Here is a 16,742-nt window from a genome sequence, read left to right on the forward strand (position 1 = left end):
TTATCTTCTCAAAAGCCCAGGCGCACCCGTCCATCCCGCACGGTTTGCGGTGTCGGGGAAACGACCCTTACGGGGGGAGAGCGCGCCTGGTAGTGGAACGGGGCTGTCGCGGCCCCATGCCTGACTAACCTGCGGCTTTCCGCAAGGTTCCGGCGGCCAGGCATATTCGGCCACTGTGCAATTGTTTGAAGAATCTGTGCAATTTGCGGCCGCTGAAATATCCGATTGTGTCGCGCTGGCCAAAAAAAATGGCGCCGCTCTCGGGGAAAGAGCGGCGCCTTGGTTCGGGCGGCGGGGCTGCGGGGTTCGGGGTGGATTGCCGCCCTGACTACTGTGGATCTCGTGCGTTCGGTTACACAACGCTCGGATCGGGTTCCGGTTCCACTTTGTCAATCCGGGCGGTGATCACAGGCCGATAGCGTCAGCCCCATTTGAACTTGATGCGCTCCACATTTTTTGTGACCAGGTGCATTGCCGGGTATCTCACCTGATCGCACGAGTAAAATCCCGCCGGGACGGGACGATGAAGCGGATCTGGCCTGTAAATGCTAGCTCTCACTGCTCCCGGGATCGCTTCAAGGCCTGCCTCGTGATGATCGTGAGGCAGGCCAACAATGGACGCGAGCAGGGTCACGCGCCAACGTTCTCACTCTTCGTCACGCTACGAATCTGATGGGCGGCAGTTCGAATCGCCTCGGGCCCACCGATGTCTCCATGAGGTAGACCGTTGGGTTTGCTTGTCGGGGGCCCCCAATATTTCCGGATACCGAGTGCGAGAGCGGCGCAGGCCAGCTCAACCGTCCTTGGGATAACCACGCGTCGGCCTTCGGGTCGCGCGCCCGCCTCGTAGCTCTGCACGGCGCCGGCAGAAAGATCGAGCACCTCGGCTGCTTCGAGCAGCGTGTAGCCCATGCATGTGCGCCACTCCCTGAACTGTTCCGGTGTCATCGTCATCCTCAAATCGAGCGCGTCGCGCTAAAGCAGCCAAATCGTCGAGCGGGAGAGAAGGCGGGCCCTCCGGGGGTCGGCAAACCGGAGAGCACCGCCTGCCGAGCGTCCGCCCCCGCGCATCTCGGCCGATACAGAGTTCCGCATTTGCGGCGCGGAAGCTGTGACCGTCATCACGGATTGGCGGTTCTTCGCTCACGTCCCGAGCGCGGCTCGCTCGACGAGGGCCGCATCGGGGCAGGCGATGAGACGCCGGCTAAATCACACGCAGCCACCCGGCCAGACCGCACAGGGCCATGATGGCGAGCGGATTGAGGGCGGTCTTCCAGAACAGGATCGTGCAGCAGGCCGCAACGACATAGCCGGTCATGGAAAGCCCGGACGCACCCGCTATCGTCCATCCGCTCGCGAGGATAAGGCCTACGGCAATCGGGCCCAATGCTCGCTCCAGCGCCGTGTGCCAGGGAGCGTGCGAGGAAGAAAGCCATGCCTTGGACACTGCTAGCATAAGCAGCCCGGCAGGCAGCATCATCGCAATCTGGGCACTAATGGCTCCCAGCACGCCCGCGACCTTGTAGCCAATGAGAGCCACAATCAGATTGCTGGGCCCTGGCGTCGCCTGCGTTATCGCAAAAACGTCGGCGAACTGAGCGCTGGTAAGCCAGCCATATTGCTCGACGACGTGCCGGTGCATTTCCGGCACGACGCTGTTGCTGCCCCCGATCGATAGAATGGAAAGCATGCCGAAGAAGGAGATGAGCGAGATTATGCCCGGGTTCATTTAGGAGCGACCAGCCTTCTGGACCGGCGCAGCTCCATGAAGAAAGCGATTGGTGCGAGCACGGCGACGACAACGAGCAAAGGAAGCTTCAGGAGAATAGATGCGCCGAACGCGACGATAATGAAGCCCAAAGCGATGAAATCAGCCTTGAACTTTTCTCCCGTCTTGAAGCCCATGGACAGCGCCAATCCGATCGCCGCGGCCGTCACCCCTCTGAGGACATCCTGAACGGCGGGAATTGAATGATTCCCGAAATAGAACGCCCCCAGGGCGAGCACGATGCAGAAGGGCACCAATGTGAGCCCGAGCACTGCGGCGCCTGCGCCCGCGAGGCCGCGGAATCGGTAACCCACATAGATCGCAAAGTTGGCCTGGTTGGCGCCGGGAAGCGCCCTGGCGAGGGCATAGGCACTGAGGAACTCCTCGTCGCTCAGCCAGGCCTTCTCCTCGACAATAATTCGTTGTGCCCACGCGGTAAGGCCGCCCCCAAAACTGACCAACGTTATCCGGTTGAAGGTGAGGAAAAGCGCCGCGATGCTTGGGAGGTCACCGCTACCCATGCTGAATCTCATTCGCATGGAAAAGCTCAGCCTCTTCGGATTCGTCGAGTTGCTCCGTCGGATAAGGCGGCTCGTATCTTCGTGATGCCTCCCAATCGCGCTCGAATATCGCCGAGAGTATTTTCACGGCCGGCCCGCTCTCCACAATGATCCCGACTTCCCGGCGCACATCGAACGCGGGCTGATCTATGTTCTGAGAGCTGACCAATGCCTTGATATTGTCAGCGATGATAAGCTTGCCATGCGAGCGCAGGTTTCGCTGCTTGTGCACGCGCCCGCCAAGCTCCCTCAACACCCGCCAGAGCGCAAAGGAATGCATAAGGTCCGGCTGATGAATGCCGTGCCTGCCGCCGCAAAGCACACGTACCTCTACCCCACGTTTAAGCGCTGCATGAACCCTTTCGAATATCACGGGCTCGGCAAACTTGGGGTGCTGTATGTCGATGGACTTCTCTGCACCATCGAGCAAATCGCACACCAGGCTCCGGGCATTCCCGGGGCTCCATGCCAGTTGATGGCTGTGCTGGGGCTTGAACTCGGTTCGTTGCCAGTCGTGTTCGAAGCAGGCGATCAGCTGTTCAACGGAAGTCGGATCGGTCGTGATAATTCCGTAGTCCCGAGTGTCGGAGAAGTATTTCTCCATGAAATTGAATGTCGCCAGAAGCGCAACTTCTCGATCGACGACGATCGATTTTTCGTGTGTAACCAGGAAATTCGGGCAGCTCCACCCGACCGCGATTCCGGCATTTTCCAGAGCAGCGAACGTTGCATCGTTAATTCGTTCGCCTGTCGCCTTCGCACCATTGAGCATCACCCGGACATGCACGCCGCGTTTGTGCAGGTTGAGCAACTCATCCAGTAATAGCGGGTGGTCGAAGGTGAATTGCTTGATCAGGATCTCCGACTTGGCGCTACGGAGAAAATCGATGACCGGAGCTACGCCATGGTCGGGCTGGACGATTGGTAATCTCATGACGCTTTCGCAAATCAGCTTGATGCGGGGGCTCAACTGAACTGGACCATAGAATCGTTATCCGGCAATGGGAATGTCATCTGATTGATTTGTGGGCCGACATTGGCGGATGGGGTGCCTGAATGGCTTTGGCTCGATATCCCGAATTCCGCTACTCGATATCCCGAATTCCGCTAACGGCGCCCACGTATAGTTAATTCGCGGAAGCGTATAGGTTGGCTCCTGCCCCTTGAACTCGTGGTCGTCTCGCTCCGCGAACATGCGTCGGGACTGGTAAAGCAGCATCCCGTGAGTCCAAGTCAAATACACTTCTATTCAAATTCTACTCGCGGCCGTGCGAAGTTTTCGCTGCGGCGCGGGGCCGGAGCAGCTTGCCAGCGCGAGTGCCGGACTTAAGGTAACTGTCGGCTCGGGCGGGCATCGTGGGGGCGAGCGCGTTCAATGTCGGCGAGAGAATTCGAGGGCAGGGTGGCTATGGTCACCGTCGCGGCTCGGGATTGGTCGTGTAACCGCATCGTCGGGCATCTGTTGGTGGTCGACGGCGGATGGATCGCCTACTAGGAGATCGTGATGGCACGCCTGGGACTGGTGGGTTGCGGACAACTGGGCGGCGCCATTGGCCGTGCGCTGCTCCGCGCGGCTTTCGTGGCGCCTGGGGAACTCCTGATCGCGAACCGCTCGGGCGCCCGGGCGGGCTTCGAGGATTTCGCGGGTATCGGGTGGACTACTGAACTCCAGGCCCTGGCGGATGCAAGCGACATCATCCTGCTGGCTGTGCCGCCTGCAGCGGCGCGTGGCCTTCGCTTCGACGCCGCAGGCAAGCTCATCGTGTCGGTGATGGCAGGGATCGGCATAGCTCAACTCTCGGCCGTATCCGGCAGTTCGCGCGTGGTTCGCGCGATGTCGAACCCTGCCGCCGAAATCGGCTTGGCCTATTCACCGTTCTTTGCGGCGCCCACGGTTTGCGCCGAAGACAAGTCAACCGTTCGCAGCATCTTTCTGGCTTGCGGTGCCACCGATGAGGTGCCGAGCGAAGACCAGATCGACGTCTTCACGGCTGTCACCGGCCCGGTGCCCGGCTTCGTCGCTTTCTTTGCAGAGGCGATGTCCGCATATGCTGTCGAAAACGGAGTCGATCCGGTCATCGCCGATCGCGCCGTGCGTCAGCTCTTCCTGGCCGGCGGGCGCCTGCTTGTAGACTCTTCTGCTACGCCTGCCGACCATGTGCAGGCGATGATCGACTATGCCGGAACCACCGCCGCCGGCCTCAACGACATGACGTCATCCGGCGTAGCTCGCGCCATCGCCAATGGACTCGAAGCCGCCAGGCTGAGGGCGCTAACCATCGGCAAACCGGAGGCGGGATGATCGACTTCACGCTCACGGCGAAGCTCTTTGCAGCTTTATTCGCCATTATGGGACCGCTCAGCATCGTCCCGATCTTCCTGGCGCTGACGGCAGATGCCACCGCAGAGGCACGTCGCAGCACGCTGATCGCCATGATCGCCACGGTAACCATCGGCGCGCTGGTATGCGCTCTCTCTGGACATGCCCTGCTGGAGCTTTTCGGCATCGATGTCGACCATTTCCGCCTGGCTGGCGGGCTGATCGTGCTGATGATCGCCCTTTCCATGCTGAGCGGCGACGATCATCCCTCGCATCAGGGATCGGACGAGGAGAAGAAGCAGTTCAAATCGACGGCCAATGCCGGCGTCTATCCACTTGGACTGCCCATTGCGCTCGGACCGGGCACCATGGCGACGATCATCGTCTATGCTCAGGCAGCGCATGCACCGAGCGAAGTCACCGCGTTTTACGTCGGCCTTGTCGGATATCTGATCTTCTTCGCCGGCTCGATGGCTCTGGCGCCATGGCTTGGCTCGCGGCTTTCACCGACGGCGCTTTCCATCTCCAAGCGTTTGATGGGTATTATTCTCGCGGCCATCGCCATGGAAATGATCGGCGGCGCCCTCGGCGCGATGTTTCCCGGCTGGCTGCGGTAGTTGCGGCCGGGGCCCACGATCGAGGAAAACGACAGCTTGGTCTAGCACTTTGGCCTAACGCGCCGCTTTAGCCATTGAGCCGTCGGCCCATCTCGCTGAGGATGACGCAAAGGCACCCGCGGGAAGGTGCCGTTACTCACCCCTTAGGGAGGTCGCTTCACGATGGTTCGCAGAAAGCTTTTCGGCGCGCTGGCAATTGCCATTCTAGGTTTCGCCGCGCCCGCTTCAGGGGCCGCCGATACATTTCCAACCCGGCCTATCACCCTGGTGATTCCGTTCGCTGCCGGCGGCTCGACCGACCTGGTGGGCCGCCTTGTGGCCCAGCATATGTCGGCTGATCTCGGGCAGACGGTGGTGGTCGAGAATCGGCCGGGCGCGGGCGGCAACACAGGCGCCGCTGCGGTCGCTAAAGCATCGCCTGACGGCTACACGATCCTGATGGGGACGGTCGCAACCCACGCGCTGAACCCCGCGCTGTACAAGAAGATGCCCTATGATCCGGTCACGAGCTTCGCGCCGGTTTCACTCCTCGTCATCGTCCCGAACGTGCTGGTGGTGAACCCCGCCTTCCCTGCGAAAACGGTGAAGGAGCTCATCGATCTGGTGAAGGCCAATCCGGACAAATACAGCTTCGCATCCTCGGGCAACGGAACGCCGCTGCATCTGTCGGGAGCGCTGTTCAACAGCATGGCCGGCACCGACATGCAGCACATTCCTTATCAGGGCGCGGGGCCGGCCCTGATCGATGTGCTGTCGAACCAGGTGCCGATCATGTTCGACAATCTGCCGTCGTCCGCGGGCCACATCAAGCAAGGCAAGCTGCGTGCGCTTGGCGTCACCACAGCCAAGCGGGTACCGTCGCTGCCGGATGTACCCGCCATCGCCGAAGTACTTCCTGGGTACGAGACATACACCTGGAATGCCCTGTTTGCGCCTGCGGGCACGCCTCCCGAAGTCGTCGCCCGGCTGAATGCGGTGGCGAACAAGGCGCTTGGCGATCCGCAGGTGCAAGCGCGGCTCGCGGAATCCAGCGCCATCGTGGTTGGATCCACCCCGGAGGAACTGGCTACCCACGTCAAGGCGGAACTCGCCAAATGGGCGCCCATCGTGAAGGCGTCCGGCGCGCAACTCGACTGAGCTCTCAGGGTGCAGCCGGAGCGGTCCGCCGCTCCGGCGCCCAATAAATCTGGCAGGTCGGCATTCGCCCCGGCGGCGGGACTGGCCGGAGTTCATCACCGTCCACGAACCGATGCGTGCCTCAAAAGCCCGGCACGCTGCCGACCACGGCAAAATTCGCTTCGTCCGCCACGATATTATCAAGCTCGACTGCGACGGGGTCGCCGGTCGACAGCACCAGCACCGCTCGACCAGCAATGCGCGCTTCGATCATGATCGAGAGTTCGGCCGCGAGCTTGCCCAGGGCGACCAACTGGCCGGATTGCGGGCCGCTGTTGCGGCGCCAGACATTGAGCTCGTAACGCGCGGTAGAGGAGCCGGAGGAGCGAGTGCGGAGCCATCCTGCTCCGATGAGCGTGGCAATGTGCTGCATAGGGCAAGCGCCGCTACAAACTGTCTGGAGCCTCCTGCCGCCGTCCGCTCGGGGCAGGGGAAATCAGGTCGCCTGAAGCGGCTTCCTTTACTGTGATGAACGAGGCGCCCGGCCCCTTGTGCGAAAAAGTCCGGCTGCCGGTTTAAGTTCCGCTAAGGGAAACAGATATTTTGCACCGCACTCAGCGAGTGCGCAGGCGCCGGTATTCTTCCTGCAGTTCCCGGAAATTTGCGGGCACGATGATCGCGTCGGGCAGGCTGAGATTGCCGGTAATTTCCGCAGCGACGACCGGCCAATAGCGGTCGACCGCGGCTTCGTGATCCCGCAGCTTCGGATTCACGGCGGCGATATCGGCGGCGCAGAGCGCGCGCGCCCGGGCCTTCAGGTTCTCGTCCATCATAGCAGGCTAGCACCTTTGCCGCACCTCGACTCCATCATTGGATGTGGAGATGCGCGATTGCCGCCCCGAACGGACAAACTCATCCTTCCTCGTCCGCTCGGTGGTCGAGCGGACGATACTGCGCCGGCGTGAAGCCCAATGGCTGGCCGTTCGTGTCGTACCATCCCGCCGTCGGCGGGAGGTCATCGTCGCCATCGGCGGATGGCAGGCCAAGGTCGCAATAGAAGCCGATCGCCTGCTGATCCCCATTCTTCAGCCAGAATTCCTCACTGATGCCTTCATCATCGAGCTTCAGCTGAAGATGGGTGATCGACCGCCAGCTATGCGTCATGCTCTGCCGATCCGCGGCAGCAACCAGATCAGCACTTGCCGATGGCGGTCGCCGCGCGAGCGAAACTGGTGCCTTTCGACGGCCTGAGCCGCGAAGGTGGCAGCCTGCTCCTGGTTCTTCCGCTTGTCACGGGGAAGCGACATCCATTCGCGGATAATCGCCCGGCGCGGGCCATGCTCGGGTTTCATCATTGAGTCCTTAGATCTTGAGGTCGGGAATATTGCGTCGCGGGCTGTCACGTCATCGACAGATGGACCAGTCGCAGCCCATGCGAGGCGGCCATCAGCCAGATCGCCTCATCGCAGAAGTTGAAGCTGGACGGGCTGAATTTTTGCCGGAAGATCAGCGCCGTTGCGGCGATAATGACGCCAAAGAGCGAGAGCCAGGCAGCCATGGCGATGAGATGGCCGGTCTTGCTGAAGATAGCGAGGAGGGCCGCGACGGCGAGTTTCTTCCCGAATCTCATGATCGTCTCGCGGGAGGTCCGATCAAGCGCAGAAGTCATGGACAGCATCGTCGACACCGACGGAAATTTCCGGTGGGACGCTGTAGGCCTGAACGGGATATTGGTTCGATACGGCATTCCTGCCGGCATCATAAAGTTTCGATAAGTCACAAGGCCGGCTTGCGGTACAGGCGGTAGGCGTCGGCGGGCGCTCCTGGCGGCAGTGCGATGCGCTCATAGTCCGGCAGGTCGAGCGGAAGGTCAGACATGATGATGCCGCCCGGCGCCATCAGCGGCGGCACCACCTCGGACACCATCGCGGCGATCACCGGATTGAGCGAGGCGTCGAACGTGCCGAGGTCGGTGTTGGCCAGGACCACCTTGCCGCCAAGCCGGTCGTACATGGCGGGAACGGTGTCCTTCACATCGCCGATGACCAGGTAAGGTTCCGGCGGCTGGCAGTCGGGATAGGCCTCGTTCGCCCGGTCGAACACGTAGATCTCGCGGTCCGGCAGCAGGTTGCGCAGATGGTCGTAGGTCCTGCCATGGCCGAGGCCGAGCTCGGCGACGAGACCCGGCCGGTCCCGGATGGCCTCGAAAGCCCAGGCGAGGCAGGCGTGCTGCGCCTGCAGACGGAACAATGTTCTCTCGAGACGGGAGCGAGGGGCCATGATGCGCAAACCAAGAGGGAATGGAGGAGAGGGACCATCAGTATGGATCGGCGTCGTCGCCCCGGCCATCGCCGGGACTATTGAAGGCGAGGACGCTCACTCGATAACAGTATCCAGGACCTGCAACCAGGGAGCCCGTCTATGGGACTGATGCTCAATGGCAGCTGCCGATGTGGCGCCGTGACGTTCACGGTCGAGAGCCACACGCCGCAGCCCTACCAGCTCTGCTATTGCTCGATCTGCCGCAAGACCGCCGGAGGCGGCGGCTTCGCCATCAACATCATGGGCGTCGCCGATACGCTCGATGTTGAGGGCAGGGATGCCCTCGGTATCTACCGCGCCGAGATCGAGGATCATCAAGGCCGCTGCAGCACCTCTTCGGGGCAGCGCCATTTCTGCCGCTCCTGCGGATCCGCGCTGTGGATGTTCGATCCGACCTGGCCCGACCTGGTGCATCCGTTCGCGTCGGTGATCGACAGCGACCTGCCGGTGCCACCGGAGAAGACGCATCTGATGCTGCGGTTCAAGGCGAGCTGGGTCGAGCCGGACGTCGGGCCGGACGATCAGACGTTCGAGGAGTACCCGGTCGAATCGATCGAGGAATGGCATCGCTCGCGCGGCCTGTGGATCGATTGACGGGAGGGGCCGCGCGCGGCGCTGCGGTGCTCCGGCATGCCGTCTCGGCATCGCCGTCACCGCATCTGCGCATTTGTCTTGGCTGCGCGGATGGTGGACATACATGTCCCTGTGAACGTTGCTGCCCCGCCATGCCGGAGGCCGCCGGCAAGAGGATAACGCCATGAACACCATCGACCGCGCCATCACCGCCCTGCCGCTGAATGATTCCGGACTGCTGCGCCGCCAGTGCTACATCGACGGCGAATGGGTAGGCTCGCCCGGCATCGACATCACCAACCCCGCCACCGGCGGCCTGGTCGGCCGGGTGCCGGACTTTGGTGCGGATGAGGCGACGCAGGCGGTGGAAGCCGCGGCCCGTGCCTTCAAGCCCTGGGCGGCGAAGACGGCAAAGGAGCGCTCGGTGCTGCTGCGCCGCTGGTTCGATCTCATCATCGCCAACAGGGACGACCTGGCGCTGATCCTCACCTCCGAGCAGGGCAAGCCGCTCGCCGAGGCCAAGGGCGAGATCGACTACGCCGCCGCCTTTGTCGAATTCTACGCCGAGGAAGCCAAGCGTATCGCCGGCGAGACGCTGCCGAGCCACCGGGCGGACGCGCGCATCCTGGTGCTGCGCCAGGCGACCGGCGTCGTCGCCGCCATCACGCCGTGGAACTTCCCGGCGGCGATGATCACCCGCAAGGTGGCGCCGGCGCTGGCTTCCGGCTGCACCGCGGTGGTGAAGCCGGCCGGCGAGACCCCGCTGACCGCGCTGGCGCTCGTCGCGCTGGCGGAGCGTGCCGGTATCCCGGCCGGCGTGTTCAGTGTCCTCACCGGCAATGCCCGCGCCATTGGCGGCGTGTTCACCAGCCATCCGGCGGTGCGCATCGTCACCTTCACCGGCTCCACCGAGGTCGGCAAAATCCTGATGAAGCAGGCTGCTTCCACGGTGAAGAAGGTGGCGCTGGAACTCGGCGGCAACGCGCCCTTCATCGTGTTCGACGATGCCGATCTCGACGCGGCGGTCGAGGGCGCCATGCTCTCCAAGTTCCGCAATATGGGACAGACCTGCGTGTGCGCGAATCGCATCTATGCGCAGGCCGGCATCTATGACGCCTTCATCGAGAAGCTCACCGCCGCGGTCGCCAGGCTGAAGGTCGGCAATGGCGTGGAGGAGGGGGTGACGCAGGGCCCGCTGATCAATCCGGCGGCGATCGAGAAGGTCGAGGCGCATCTTGCCGACGCCACGGCCAAGGGCGCCCGCATCGTCTCGGGTGGGCACCGCCATACGCTGGGCGGCACCTATTTCGAGCCGACCGTGGTGGCGGGCGTGACCAGCGACATGGCGGTGGCGCGTGAGGAGACCTTCGGCCCGGTGGCCCCGGTGTTCCGCTTCGAGACCGAGGACGAGGTGATCGCGGCCGCCAACGACACCGAGTTCGGCCTTGCCGCCTATTTCTATGCGCGCGATGTCGGCCGGGTGTTCCGCGTCGGCGAGGCGCTGGAATACGGCATTGTCGGCATCAATTCCGGGCTGATCTCGACCGAGCTGGCGCCGTTCGGCGGCATGAAGGAAAGCGGCTTCGGCCGCGAGGGCTCGCACCACGGCATCGACGAGTTCGTCGAGAAGAAATACATGCTGGTCGCCGGGCTCTGAGCGTTCATTCGTCATCCCCGGGCTTGTCCCGGGGATCCACGTCCTTGACGAAGGTGCAACCATGGATGGCCGGGACAAGCCCGGCCATGAAGGCGAGCAAGCGGTGAGCCGCCAGACGTCTCCACACGACCGTTGCTCGCCTGCCATCGAAAACTGCAGTTTCAGCCGGCTCGTGACGGCCGCTTCGGCGGCGTCGCGAGCCGGCTCTTCTTTTTACGACCTTGCGGAATCCGGTCCGTTATAGTGGCCGCCCGGAGATCTGACGCTGCGTCCGATTATCCGCTGTACTGAGCGCACGAACCCTTCCGTTAAGTAATAATACTTACGTATGGTCAGTACAACTCCTCCGTATGTAAGCAACTAGTTCTTTCTACGCTGTTGAAGCTGCGACAAAACGTGCTACATGTCGACGACATGAAATATGCCACGGCAATTCGGCGGGCGAACATTACCGAAGGTTAGTATTCACCTAGGGGAATGCTTCGTCGATCTAGTCTCCCCAGACCGAGATCCCGGCCAGCCCGGTTGCATGGCGCATTTTTATGTCGTGCGGCGCGTTCGCGCCTAAATGTCCGAAGGGCCATCAAGAGCCGCGGGATGCAGCAGAACAGGTCGAGGAAAACAATGGCCACTCCTGATACGTCCCTTCCTGAAGGCTCTGCCCAGACCACCGTCCGGGCGTGGGAGCCGTGGGTCCAGCTCGCCTGCGGCGTGCTCTGCATGGCGATGATCGCCAATCTCCAATATGGCTGGACCCTGTTCGTCGACCCGATCGATGCAGCCCACCATTGGGGCCGCGCGGCGATCCAGACCGCCTTCACCATCTTCGTGCTCACCGAGACCTGGCTGGTCCCGGTCGAAGCCTGGTTCGTCGATCGTTACGGCCCGCGTCTCGTGATCATGTTCGGCGGCGTGATGATCGCGCTGGCCTGGATCACCAATTCCTACGCCACCTCGCTGCCCATGCTCTATGCGGGCGCGGTGTTCGGCGGCATCGGCGCCGGCTCGGTCTACGGCACCTGCGTCGGTAATGCGCTGAAATGGTTCCCCTATCGCCGCGGCCTCGCTGCGGGTGCCACCGCGGCCGGCTTCGGCGCGGGCGCCGCGCTCACCGTGGTGCCGATCGCCAACATGATCGCTGCCCAAGGTTATGAGGCGGCCTTCCTGTGGTTCGGCATCGGCCAGGGCCTCGTCGTCTTCGTCCTCGCCCAGTTCCTCTATCCGCCGAAGTACAAGATCGCGGCGCCGAAGAAGCTGAGCAGCCTGCCGCAGAGCAAGACCGACTACCGCCCTGCGCAGACGCTCTCCAAGCCGGTGTTCTGGCTGCTGTACCTGATGTTCGTCATGGTCGCTTCCGGCGGCCTGATGGCGGCGGCGCAGATTGGCCCGATCGCCAAGGATCTCGGCGTCGCGGATATTCCGGTCAATTTGTTCGGCCTGACGGCCGCGGCGCTGACGCTGGCCATCTCGCTCGACCGCATCTTCGACGGCTTCGGCCGCCCGCTGTTCGGCTACGTCTCCGATCGGATCGGCCGCGAGAACACCATGTTCATCGCCTTCGGCACGGCTGCCTGCGCGTTGCTCGTGATGGTCTATCACGGCAACAACCCGCTGGTGTTCGTGCTGGCGACCGCAGTGTTCTTCGGGGTGTTCGGCGAGATCTACTCGCTGTTCCCGGCGACCAGCGGCGACACCTTCGGTTCGAAGTTCGCTGCCACCAATGCCGGCATGCTCTACACCGCCAAGGGCACCGCGGCGCTGCTGGTGCCGCTCGCCAGTGTCGTCGCCGCGGCCTATGGCTGGTATTCGGTGTTCGCAATCGCGGTGGGCCTGAATGCGGTCGCGGCCCTGCTTGCGCTGTTCGTGCTGAAGCCGGTGCGCAACCGTTTCATCGCGCGCAGCGCCCAGCCGGAAGCGGCTTCGGTCCCGGTCGGCATGCCGGTTCAGTCCGGCAAGGCGATGGGCTGACATCTCTCGGAGAAAGCTTTGCCCGGCCCCGGATCGTCCGGGGCCGGGCTTTGCTTATTCCGGCACTGCTTATCCCGGCACTTGTGCGAGGGCGCGATAGGCCTCCGGCCGGCGGTCCTTGAGGTGGGTATTGACGGTGCGGGCGACGCCGACCTCACCAATCTCGATGTCGGCGAAGATCAGTTCCTCACCGTCCCCCGCCATGACTAGATTGCCGCCGGCGGGACCCGCGACACTGCTCAGGCCGTAATAGTCGAGCTCGGCCTCGCGCCCGCAGCGGTTCGCATACGCGACATAGATGCCGTTCTCATAGGCCCGCGCCGGCACCAGCAGGTGCGAGACCGGCTGATAGGGCTGCATGTTGGCGGTGGGGACCAGGATGAGATCGGCGCCAGCCAGCGCGAGCGCGCGCACCGCCTCGGGGAATTCGACGTCGTAGCAGATCAGCAGGCCGACGGTGAACGGGCCGAGACGCGCGGTCTCATAGCTGCCGGTGCCGGCGGCAAACATCGAGCGGTCGAGTGCGGCGAACAGATGCGCCTTGCGGTAATCGAGCAGGCGCCGGCCGCCGGCATCGATCAGGATCGCCGCATTGTAGACGCTGCCGTCTTCGCCGCGCTCGGGATAGCCATAGGCGAGGGCGATGCCATTGGCCTGCGCGATCTCGGCGGCGCGGCGGGCGGAGACGCCGTCCGCCGGCTCCGCCTTTTGCTCCGCCGACTCACGGCCGATGGCGTAGCCGGTGAGGAACATTTCCGGCGCCACCAGCAAATCGGCGCCGCCCGCCTTAGCCCGCTTCGCCGCCTCCGCGAGCCGGTCGAGATTGGCGGCCGGCTCGTTCGCCGGGTCGCCGGCGGTCTGGAGCAGGGCGATGCGCATCCGCTCAGCCTCCCCGCCGCGTCTTCAGCGAGGTGACCGACAGGCAGAAGATCTCGAACAGCATCTGCGCTGCGGCGTGCGCGGTGTTCGAGGTGCCATCATATTGCGGGGCCACCTCGACGACGTCGCCGCCGATCACATCGATGGCGCCGTTCATGCCGCGGAAGATCTCCAGCACCTCGCGCGTGGTCAGCCCGCCGATCTCCGGCGTGCCGGTGCCCGGCGCGAAGGCGGGGTCGAGGCTGTCGACGTCGAACGACACATAGACCGGACCGTCGCCCAGCACCGCCTTGGCCTTCTCGATGATGGCCGGTACGCCGAGCCCGGTGACCTCCTCGGCATGGATCACGGTCATGCCGCTCTCGTAGGAGAATTCCCACAGGAACTCGGCGCCGCCGCGAATGCCGATCTGGATGACCCGCTCCGGATCGAGCACGCCGTCGAGCACGGCTTTGCGGAACGGGCCGCCATGGTGGAATTTCGAGCCCTCATAGACGCCGCTGGTGTCGCAATGGGCGTCGATGTGCAGCATGCCGACCGGCCGCTTCTCGCCGACCGCCTTCAGGATCGATGAGGTGATGGAGTGGTCGCCGCCAATCGAGATCGGCACCACGCCGGCGGCGACGAGCTTCTTGTAGGCGGCCTCTAAATCCTCATGGCAGCTCTCCAGCGAGAAGCGCGAGCGGAACGGCACGTCGCCGATATCCGCGGCCTTCACTTCGGCCATCGGCACCATGCCGAGCACGTGCTCATAGGGGCCGATGCGCTCGATGGCGCGTACCGCGCGCGGCCCAAGCCGGGCACCGGCGCGGTTGGTCACGCCGAGGTCCATCGGCACGCCGATCAGCGCGATGTCGAGCCCGCCGAAATCCGCCAGGTCCCAGGCATCCGGACGATAGGGGGCGTCAAGGAAGGTCGCGGCATTGGCGAACGGCCAGACGCGGCGATCGCCATCCTTGAACTGGAGGTCGGCGACCCGCTTGAAGGTCGGGTCGTAGATCACCCCGCCGGGAATGTCCGCATAGCGCGCGCGCAGATGGTCGAGCTTGGTCTTGTCGGTCATGACGCATCCTGAACCTGGTTCCTGCACCAAGACTAGCGGCAGGATGCGGCTTCCGGGAGCCGGCGCGCCGGGTATTTTCGGCTAACAATCGACGCATGGCTAAATCTTGGGCGGCAAGATTCCTCACGCAGCGGCATGAACCGAATCATGCGCTCGGGCGTTTGCCCGGCAGTCGAAACTTCGGGAGACCGATAATGAACAGCCGTTCGATTATCCGCGCCGTCTTTGCCGGTGCCATCGGCGCATCGCTGCTGGCCGCCCCGGCCGTTGCCTATGAGCAGAAGCCCAAATGGGGCGACAGCGAGTACCGCAAGGATGCCTACCGGCATGAGAAGGTACGCAAGCAGCAAGTCCGGCAGACCCGCCACACCGGCCCCTTCAAGCCGATCTTCCATCCCCTGACCAGCGCCTGGAACAAGGTGGTCCGCTAGAGCCCTTTCCGTTCGGATGGAATCATTCGAACGCCAGGAAAGTGCTCCAGATTCAATACGGTGGGACCTGTTCCAGGCCGTGTGGACGGATGTTGTCCACACGGCCTGGTGTCTGTCGAAAATAGTTGATGGTGAAGTTGAACGGATGCTCGGGGCCGTGCTCCGCCCTGGCGACCACTGGCGCGCGCCAAACACTCCTCTATCGTCATTCCGGCATTAAATGCTTCGATCCCGACGAGCTATTGCATAGCGGAGGGGTTCATCCACAGGAACTCCCAGACGTTACCGTCGGGGTCTTCGATGTGGCGGTTGAACATGAAACCGAGATCCTGCGCTGGATTGGGATCAGCTCGGCCGCCTGCCGCCACGCCCTTCTCGATTTTGGCATTGACCTCGTCTTTGCTGTCGGCGGTGAGCGCGATCAACATCTGGCTGTCACGCCTGGGCTCGCCGATCTGCCGCGTCGTGAACTGGCCATAATGCTCGTGCGTCAGCAACATGACCCCAATCGAGTCGGAAAACATGATCGAGCTGGCTTGGTCGTTCGAGAAATGCGGGTTCAGCGTGCCCCCGATCGCGAGATAAAACTTGGTCGCTGCCTGCAGATCGCGCACCGGCAGATTCACGAAGATCATCCTGGTCATCGGTCTAAAACCTTGCCTTCGTTGGCGGGTACTAGTCGGTCCAGTACCGTACTTCGTAGCTATCATGGAGGAACGGAACCGTCTAGTACTGAGCCAAAGGGGGCGACATGAAAATCGATGGTGAGACCAGATCAGCCCGCAAGGATCGTGAAATCATCCAGGCGGCCACGGCGGCGTTCGTCAGCAAGGGTTATGATGGAACCAGCATGGAGGAAATCGCCACCAAGGCGGGCGTCTCCAAGCAGACCATCTACAAACATTTCACGGATAAGGAGACGCTCTTCGGCGAAGTCGTTCAATCAACCGCTACCCAAGCCAACGATGTTATCGCGTCCGTGACAACACTGCTTTCCGAGGCGAAATTTATGAAGGGTGGTCTGCAGCAGCTCGCCCGGCGTTTGATAACGATGCTCATGGATGAAGAGTTATTGAAGCTGCGGCGCTTGATTATCGCCAATGCGGATCGAATGCCGCAGCTTGGCCGCAGTTGGTACGAAAAAGGCTTCGAGCGCATGCTTGCCTCAATGGCGTCCTGCTTTCAAAAGCTCACGAGTCGAGGCCTCCTGCGAACCAGTGACCCCCATTTGGCAGCCAGTCATTTTTTCGGAATGCTTCTTTGGATCCCGATGAATGAAGCCATGTTCACTGGAAGCAACCCGCGCTCGAAGGCGGAACTTGAACGGCACGCGGATGCCTCGGTTGAGGCGTTTCTTGTCGCTTATGGGATGCAGTCGAAATAGTCGCGTTCCTCTCTCCCGACGTTTGGGGGTCTCGAACACATCGCGCTGGCTCAGCCGCCGGAACAGTTTCCACACGACCCGGTT

At 62.8% G+C, this 16,742-nt stretch carries 21 protein-coding genes; 8 read left to right on the forward strand and 13 right to left on the reverse strand.

Annotated elements, in window-relative coordinates; genetic code table 11:
* Positions 1 to 630 precede the first annotated feature (630 nt).
* The 4 genes from G3545_RS29460 to G3545_RS02390 all read right to left on the reverse strand — a co-directional run bounded on the left by G3545_RS29460 (position 631) and on the right by G3545_RS02390 (position 3,262).
* On the reverse strand, positions 631 to 912 hold the full coding sequence (locus G3545_RS29460) for a hypothetical protein (protein WP_206151373.1): 282 nt from the start codon (positions 910 to 912) through the stop codon (positions 631 to 633).
* Positions 913 to 1,204: 292 nt separating this feature from the next.
* Positions 1,205 to 1,729, reverse strand: a complete 525-nt coding sequence (locus G3545_RS02380) for a chromate transporter (RefSeq protein WP_170009497.1) — start codon at positions 1,727 to 1,729, stop codon at positions 1,205 to 1,207.
* Positions 1,726 to 2,289 (reverse strand): chromate transporter, encoded by a 564-nt coding sequence (locus G3545_RS02385; RefSeq protein WP_206151374.1) that lies wholly within the window; start codon positions 2,287 to 2,289, stop codon positions 1,726 to 1,728. The genes G3545_RS02380 and G3545_RS02385 overlap by 4 nt, the downstream gene beginning before the upstream one ends.
* Complete coding sequence (locus tag G3545_RS02390) at positions 2,282 to 3,262, reverse strand: phospholipase D-like domain-containing protein (protein WP_170009499.1); 981 nt, start codon at positions 3,260 to 3,262, stop codon at positions 2,282 to 2,284. Before G3545_RS02390 ends, G3545_RS02385 begins: the two co-directional genes overlap by 8 nt.
* A 570-nt stretch (positions 3,263 to 3,832) precedes the next feature.
* Between G3545_RS02390 and G3545_RS02395 the strand changes: the two genes are divergently transcribed.
* The 3 genes from G3545_RS02395 (at position 3,833) to G3545_RS02405 (ending at position 6,402) form a co-directional block, all read left to right on the forward strand.
* The gene (locus G3545_RS02395; RefSeq protein ID WP_170009501.1) at positions 3,833 to 4,630 is read left to right on the forward strand and encodes a pyrroline-5-carboxylate reductase dimerization domain-containing protein; all 798 of its coding nucleotides are present in this window, start codon (positions 3,833 to 3,835) and stop codon (positions 4,628 to 4,630) included.
* Entirely contained in the window at positions 4,627 to 5,265 is a 639-nt protein-coding gene (locus G3545_RS02400; protein WP_246702660.1) for a MarC family protein, read from the forward strand. The genes G3545_RS02395 and G3545_RS02400 overlap by 4 nt, the downstream gene beginning before the upstream one ends.
* 162 nt (positions 5,266 to 5,427) lie before the next feature.
* Positions 5,428 to 6,402, forward strand: coding sequence for a tripartite tricarboxylate transporter substrate binding protein (locus G3545_RS02405; RefSeq protein WP_170009503.1), 975 nt, complete (start codon positions 5,428 to 5,430; stop codon positions 6,400 to 6,402).
* A gap of 121 nt (positions 6,403 to 6,523) precedes the next feature.
* Here G3545_RS02405 and G3545_RS02410 read toward each other — a convergent pair whose 3' ends face one another.
* The 6 genes from G3545_RS02410 to G3545_RS02435 all read right to left on the reverse strand — a co-directional run bounded on the left by G3545_RS02410 (position 6,524) and on the right by G3545_RS02435 (position 8,730).
* Positions 6,524 to 6,814: a hypothetical protein gene (locus G3545_RS02410; RefSeq protein WP_170009505.1), complete on the reverse strand. Its 291-nt coding sequence runs from the start codon at positions 6,812 to 6,814 to the stop codon at positions 6,524 to 6,526.
* Positions 6,815 to 6,995: 181 nt separating this feature from the next.
* Positions 6,996 to 7,214, reverse strand: a complete 219-nt coding sequence (locus G3545_RS02415) for a hypothetical protein (RefSeq protein WP_170009507.1) — start codon at positions 7,212 to 7,214, stop codon at positions 6,996 to 6,998.
* Between the two features lie 79 nt (positions 7,215 to 7,293).
* A complete protein-coding gene (locus tag G3545_RS02420) occupies positions 7,294 to 7,545 on the reverse strand; it encodes a hypothetical protein (RefSeq protein ID WP_170009509.1) in 252 nt (83 codons plus the stop codon).
* Complete coding sequence (locus G3545_RS02425) at positions 7,542 to 7,733, reverse strand: hypothetical protein (protein ID WP_170009511.1); 192 nt, start codon at positions 7,731 to 7,733, stop codon at positions 7,542 to 7,544. Before G3545_RS02425 ends, G3545_RS02420 begins: the two co-directional genes overlap by 4 nt.
* A gap of 47 nt (positions 7,734 to 7,780) precedes the next feature.
* Positions 7,781 to 8,068 (reverse strand): hypothetical protein, encoded by a 288-nt coding sequence (locus G3545_RS02430; RefSeq protein WP_170009513.1) that lies wholly within the window; start codon positions 8,066 to 8,068, stop codon positions 7,781 to 7,783.
* A gap of 89 nt (positions 8,069 to 8,157) precedes the next feature.
* Complete coding sequence (locus G3545_RS02435) at positions 8,158 to 8,730, reverse strand: class I SAM-dependent methyltransferase (RefSeq protein ID WP_348644620.1); 573 nt, start codon at positions 8,728 to 8,730, stop codon at positions 8,158 to 8,160.
* 72 nt (positions 8,731 to 8,802) lie between these two features.
* On the opposite strand from G3545_RS02435, the gene G3545_RS02440 reads away from it, so the two are divergent.
* The 3 genes from G3545_RS02440 to oxlT all read left to right on the forward strand — a co-directional run bounded on the left by G3545_RS02440 (position 8,803) and on the right by oxlT (position 12,901).
* Entirely contained in the window at positions 8,803 to 9,297 is a 495-nt protein-coding gene (locus G3545_RS02440) for a GFA family protein (protein ID WP_170009517.1), read from the forward strand.
* A 163-nt stretch (positions 9,298 to 9,460) separates the two neighbouring features.
* Positions 9,461 to 10,933 carry an NAD-dependent succinate-semialdehyde dehydrogenase gene (locus G3545_RS02445; protein WP_170009519.1) on the forward strand — a complete coding sequence of 491 codons (1,473 nt, stop codon included), beginning with the start codon at positions 9,461 to 9,463 and terminating at the stop codon, positions 10,931 to 10,933.
* Between the two features lie 624 nt (positions 10,934 to 11,557).
* Entirely contained in the window at positions 11,558 to 12,901 is a 1,344-nt protein-coding gene (gene oxlT / locus G3545_RS02450; protein ID WP_170009521.1) for an oxalate/formate MFS antiporter, read from the forward strand.
* A 69-nt stretch (positions 12,902 to 12,970) separates the two neighbouring features.
* On the opposite strand, the gene G3545_RS02455 is transcribed toward oxlT, so the two are convergent.
* Both G3545_RS02455 and speB read right to left on the reverse strand, forming a co-directional pair.
* On the reverse strand, positions 12,971 to 13,780 hold the full coding sequence (locus tag G3545_RS02455; RefSeq protein ID WP_170009523.1) for a carbon-nitrogen hydrolase family protein: 810 nt from the start codon (positions 13,778 to 13,780) through the stop codon (positions 12,971 to 12,973).
* 4 nt (positions 13,781 to 13,784) lie between these two features.
* Positions 13,785 to 14,843 carry an agmatinase gene (speB, locus tag G3545_RS02460; protein WP_170009525.1) on the reverse strand — a complete coding sequence of 353 codons (1,059 nt, stop codon included), beginning with the start codon at positions 14,841 to 14,843 and terminating at the stop codon, positions 13,785 to 13,787.
* 194 nt (positions 14,844 to 15,037) lie between these two features.
* Between speB and G3545_RS02465 the strand changes: the two genes are divergently transcribed.
* Positions 15,038 to 15,274: a hypothetical protein gene (locus G3545_RS02465; RefSeq protein WP_170009527.1), complete on the forward strand. Its 237-nt coding sequence runs from the start codon at positions 15,038 to 15,040 to the stop codon at positions 15,272 to 15,274.
* 239 nt (positions 15,275 to 15,513) lie between these two features.
* On the opposite strand, the gene G3545_RS02470 is transcribed toward G3545_RS02465, so the two are convergent.
* Entirely contained in the window at positions 15,514 to 15,918 is a 405-nt protein-coding gene (locus tag G3545_RS02470; RefSeq protein WP_170009529.1) for a VOC family protein, read from the reverse strand.
* Positions 15,919 to 16,025: 107 nt separating this feature from the next.
* On the opposite strand from G3545_RS02470, the gene G3545_RS02475 reads away from it, so the two are divergent.
* Positions 16,026 to 16,658 carry a TetR/AcrR family transcriptional regulator gene (locus tag G3545_RS02475; RefSeq protein WP_170009531.1) on the forward strand — a complete coding sequence of 211 codons (633 nt, stop codon included), beginning with the start codon at positions 16,026 to 16,028 and terminating at the stop codon, positions 16,656 to 16,658.
* Positions 16,659 to 16,742: the final 84 nt, after the last annotated feature.

The sequence above is a fragment of the Starkeya sp. ORNL1 genome (genome assembly GCF_012971745.1).
Taxonomy (GTDB): Bacteria; Pseudomonadota; Alphaproteobacteria; order Rhizobiales; family Xanthobacteraceae; genus Ancylobacter.

What these genes read in the sequence shown, in the direction of transcription:
- G3545_RS29460 (WP_206151373.1), bottom strand. Translation starts at nt 912, where the DNA reads ATGGGCTACACGCTGCTCGAAGCAGCCGAGGTGCTCGATCTTTCTGCC.
- G3545_RS02380 (WP_170009497.1), bottom strand. Translation starts at nt 1,729, where the DNA reads ATGAACCCGGGCATAATCTCGCTCATCTCCTTCTTCGGCATGCTTTCC.
- G3545_RS02385 (WP_206151374.1), bottom strand. Translation starts at nt 2,289, where the DNA reads ATGGGTAGCGGTGACCTCCCAAGCATCGCGGCGCTTTTCCTCACCTTC.
- G3545_RS02390 (WP_170009499.1), bottom strand. Translation starts at nt 3,262, where the DNA reads ATGAGATTACCAATCGTCCAGCCCGACCATGGCGTAGCTCCGGTCATC.
- G3545_RS02395 (WP_170009501.1), top strand. Translation starts at nt 3,833, where the DNA reads ATGGCACGCCTGGGACTGGTGGGTTGCGGACAACTGGGCGGCGCCATT.
- G3545_RS02400 (WP_246702660.1), top strand. Translation starts at nt 4,627, where the DNA reads ATGATCGACTTCACGCTCACGGCGAAGCTCTTTGCAGCTTTATTCGCC.
- G3545_RS02405 (WP_170009503.1), top strand. Translation starts at nt 5,428, where the DNA reads ATGGTTCGCAGAAAGCTTTTCGGCGCGCTGGCAATTGCCATTCTAGGT.
- G3545_RS02410 (WP_170009505.1), bottom strand. Translation starts at nt 6,814, where the DNA reads ATGCAGCACATTGCCACGCTCATCGGAGCAGGATGGCTCCGCACTCGC.
- G3545_RS02415 (WP_170009507.1), bottom strand. Translation starts at nt 7,214, where the DNA reads ATGATGGACGAGAACCTGAAGGCCCGGGCGCGCGCGCTCTGCGCCGCC.
- G3545_RS02420 (WP_170009509.1), bottom strand. Translation starts at nt 7,545, where the DNA reads ATGACGCATAGCTGGCGGTCGATCACCCATCTTCAGCTGAAGCTCGAT.
- G3545_RS02425 (WP_170009511.1), bottom strand. Translation starts at nt 7,733, where the DNA reads ATGAAACCCGAGCATGGCCCGCGCCGGGCGATTATCCGCGAATGGATG.
- G3545_RS02435 (WP_348644620.1), bottom strand. Translation starts at nt 8,730, where the DNA reads ATGGCCGGGGCGACGACGCCGATCCATACTGATGGTCCCTCTCCTCCA.
- G3545_RS02440 (WP_170009517.1), top strand. Translation starts at nt 8,803, where the DNA reads ATGGGACTGATGCTCAATGGCAGCTGCCGATGTGGCGCCGTGACGTTC.
- G3545_RS02445 (WP_170009519.1), top strand. Translation starts at nt 9,461, where the DNA reads ATGAACACCATCGACCGCGCCATCACCGCCCTGCCGCTGAATGATTCC.
- oxlT (WP_170009521.1), top strand. Translation starts at nt 11,558, where the DNA reads ATGGCCACTCCTGATACGTCCCTTCCTGAAGGCTCTGCCCAGACCACC.
- G3545_RS02455 (WP_170009523.1), bottom strand. Translation starts at nt 13,780, where the DNA reads ATGCGCATCGCCCTGCTCCAGACCGCCGGCGACCCGGCGAACGAGCCG.
- speB (WP_170009525.1), bottom strand. Translation starts at nt 14,843, where the DNA reads ATGACCGACAAGACCAAGCTCGACCATCTGCGCGCGCGCTATGCGGAC.
- G3545_RS02465 (WP_170009527.1), top strand. Translation starts at nt 15,038, where the DNA reads ATGAACAGCCGTTCGATTATCCGCGCCGTCTTTGCCGGTGCCATCGGC.
- G3545_RS02470 (WP_170009529.1), bottom strand. Translation starts at nt 15,918, where the DNA reads ATGACCAGGATGATCTTCGTGAATCTGCCGGTGCGCGATCTGCAGGCA.
- G3545_RS02475 (WP_170009531.1), top strand. Translation starts at nt 16,026, where the DNA reads ATGAAAATCGATGGTGAGACCAGATCAGCCCGCAAGGATCGTGAAATC.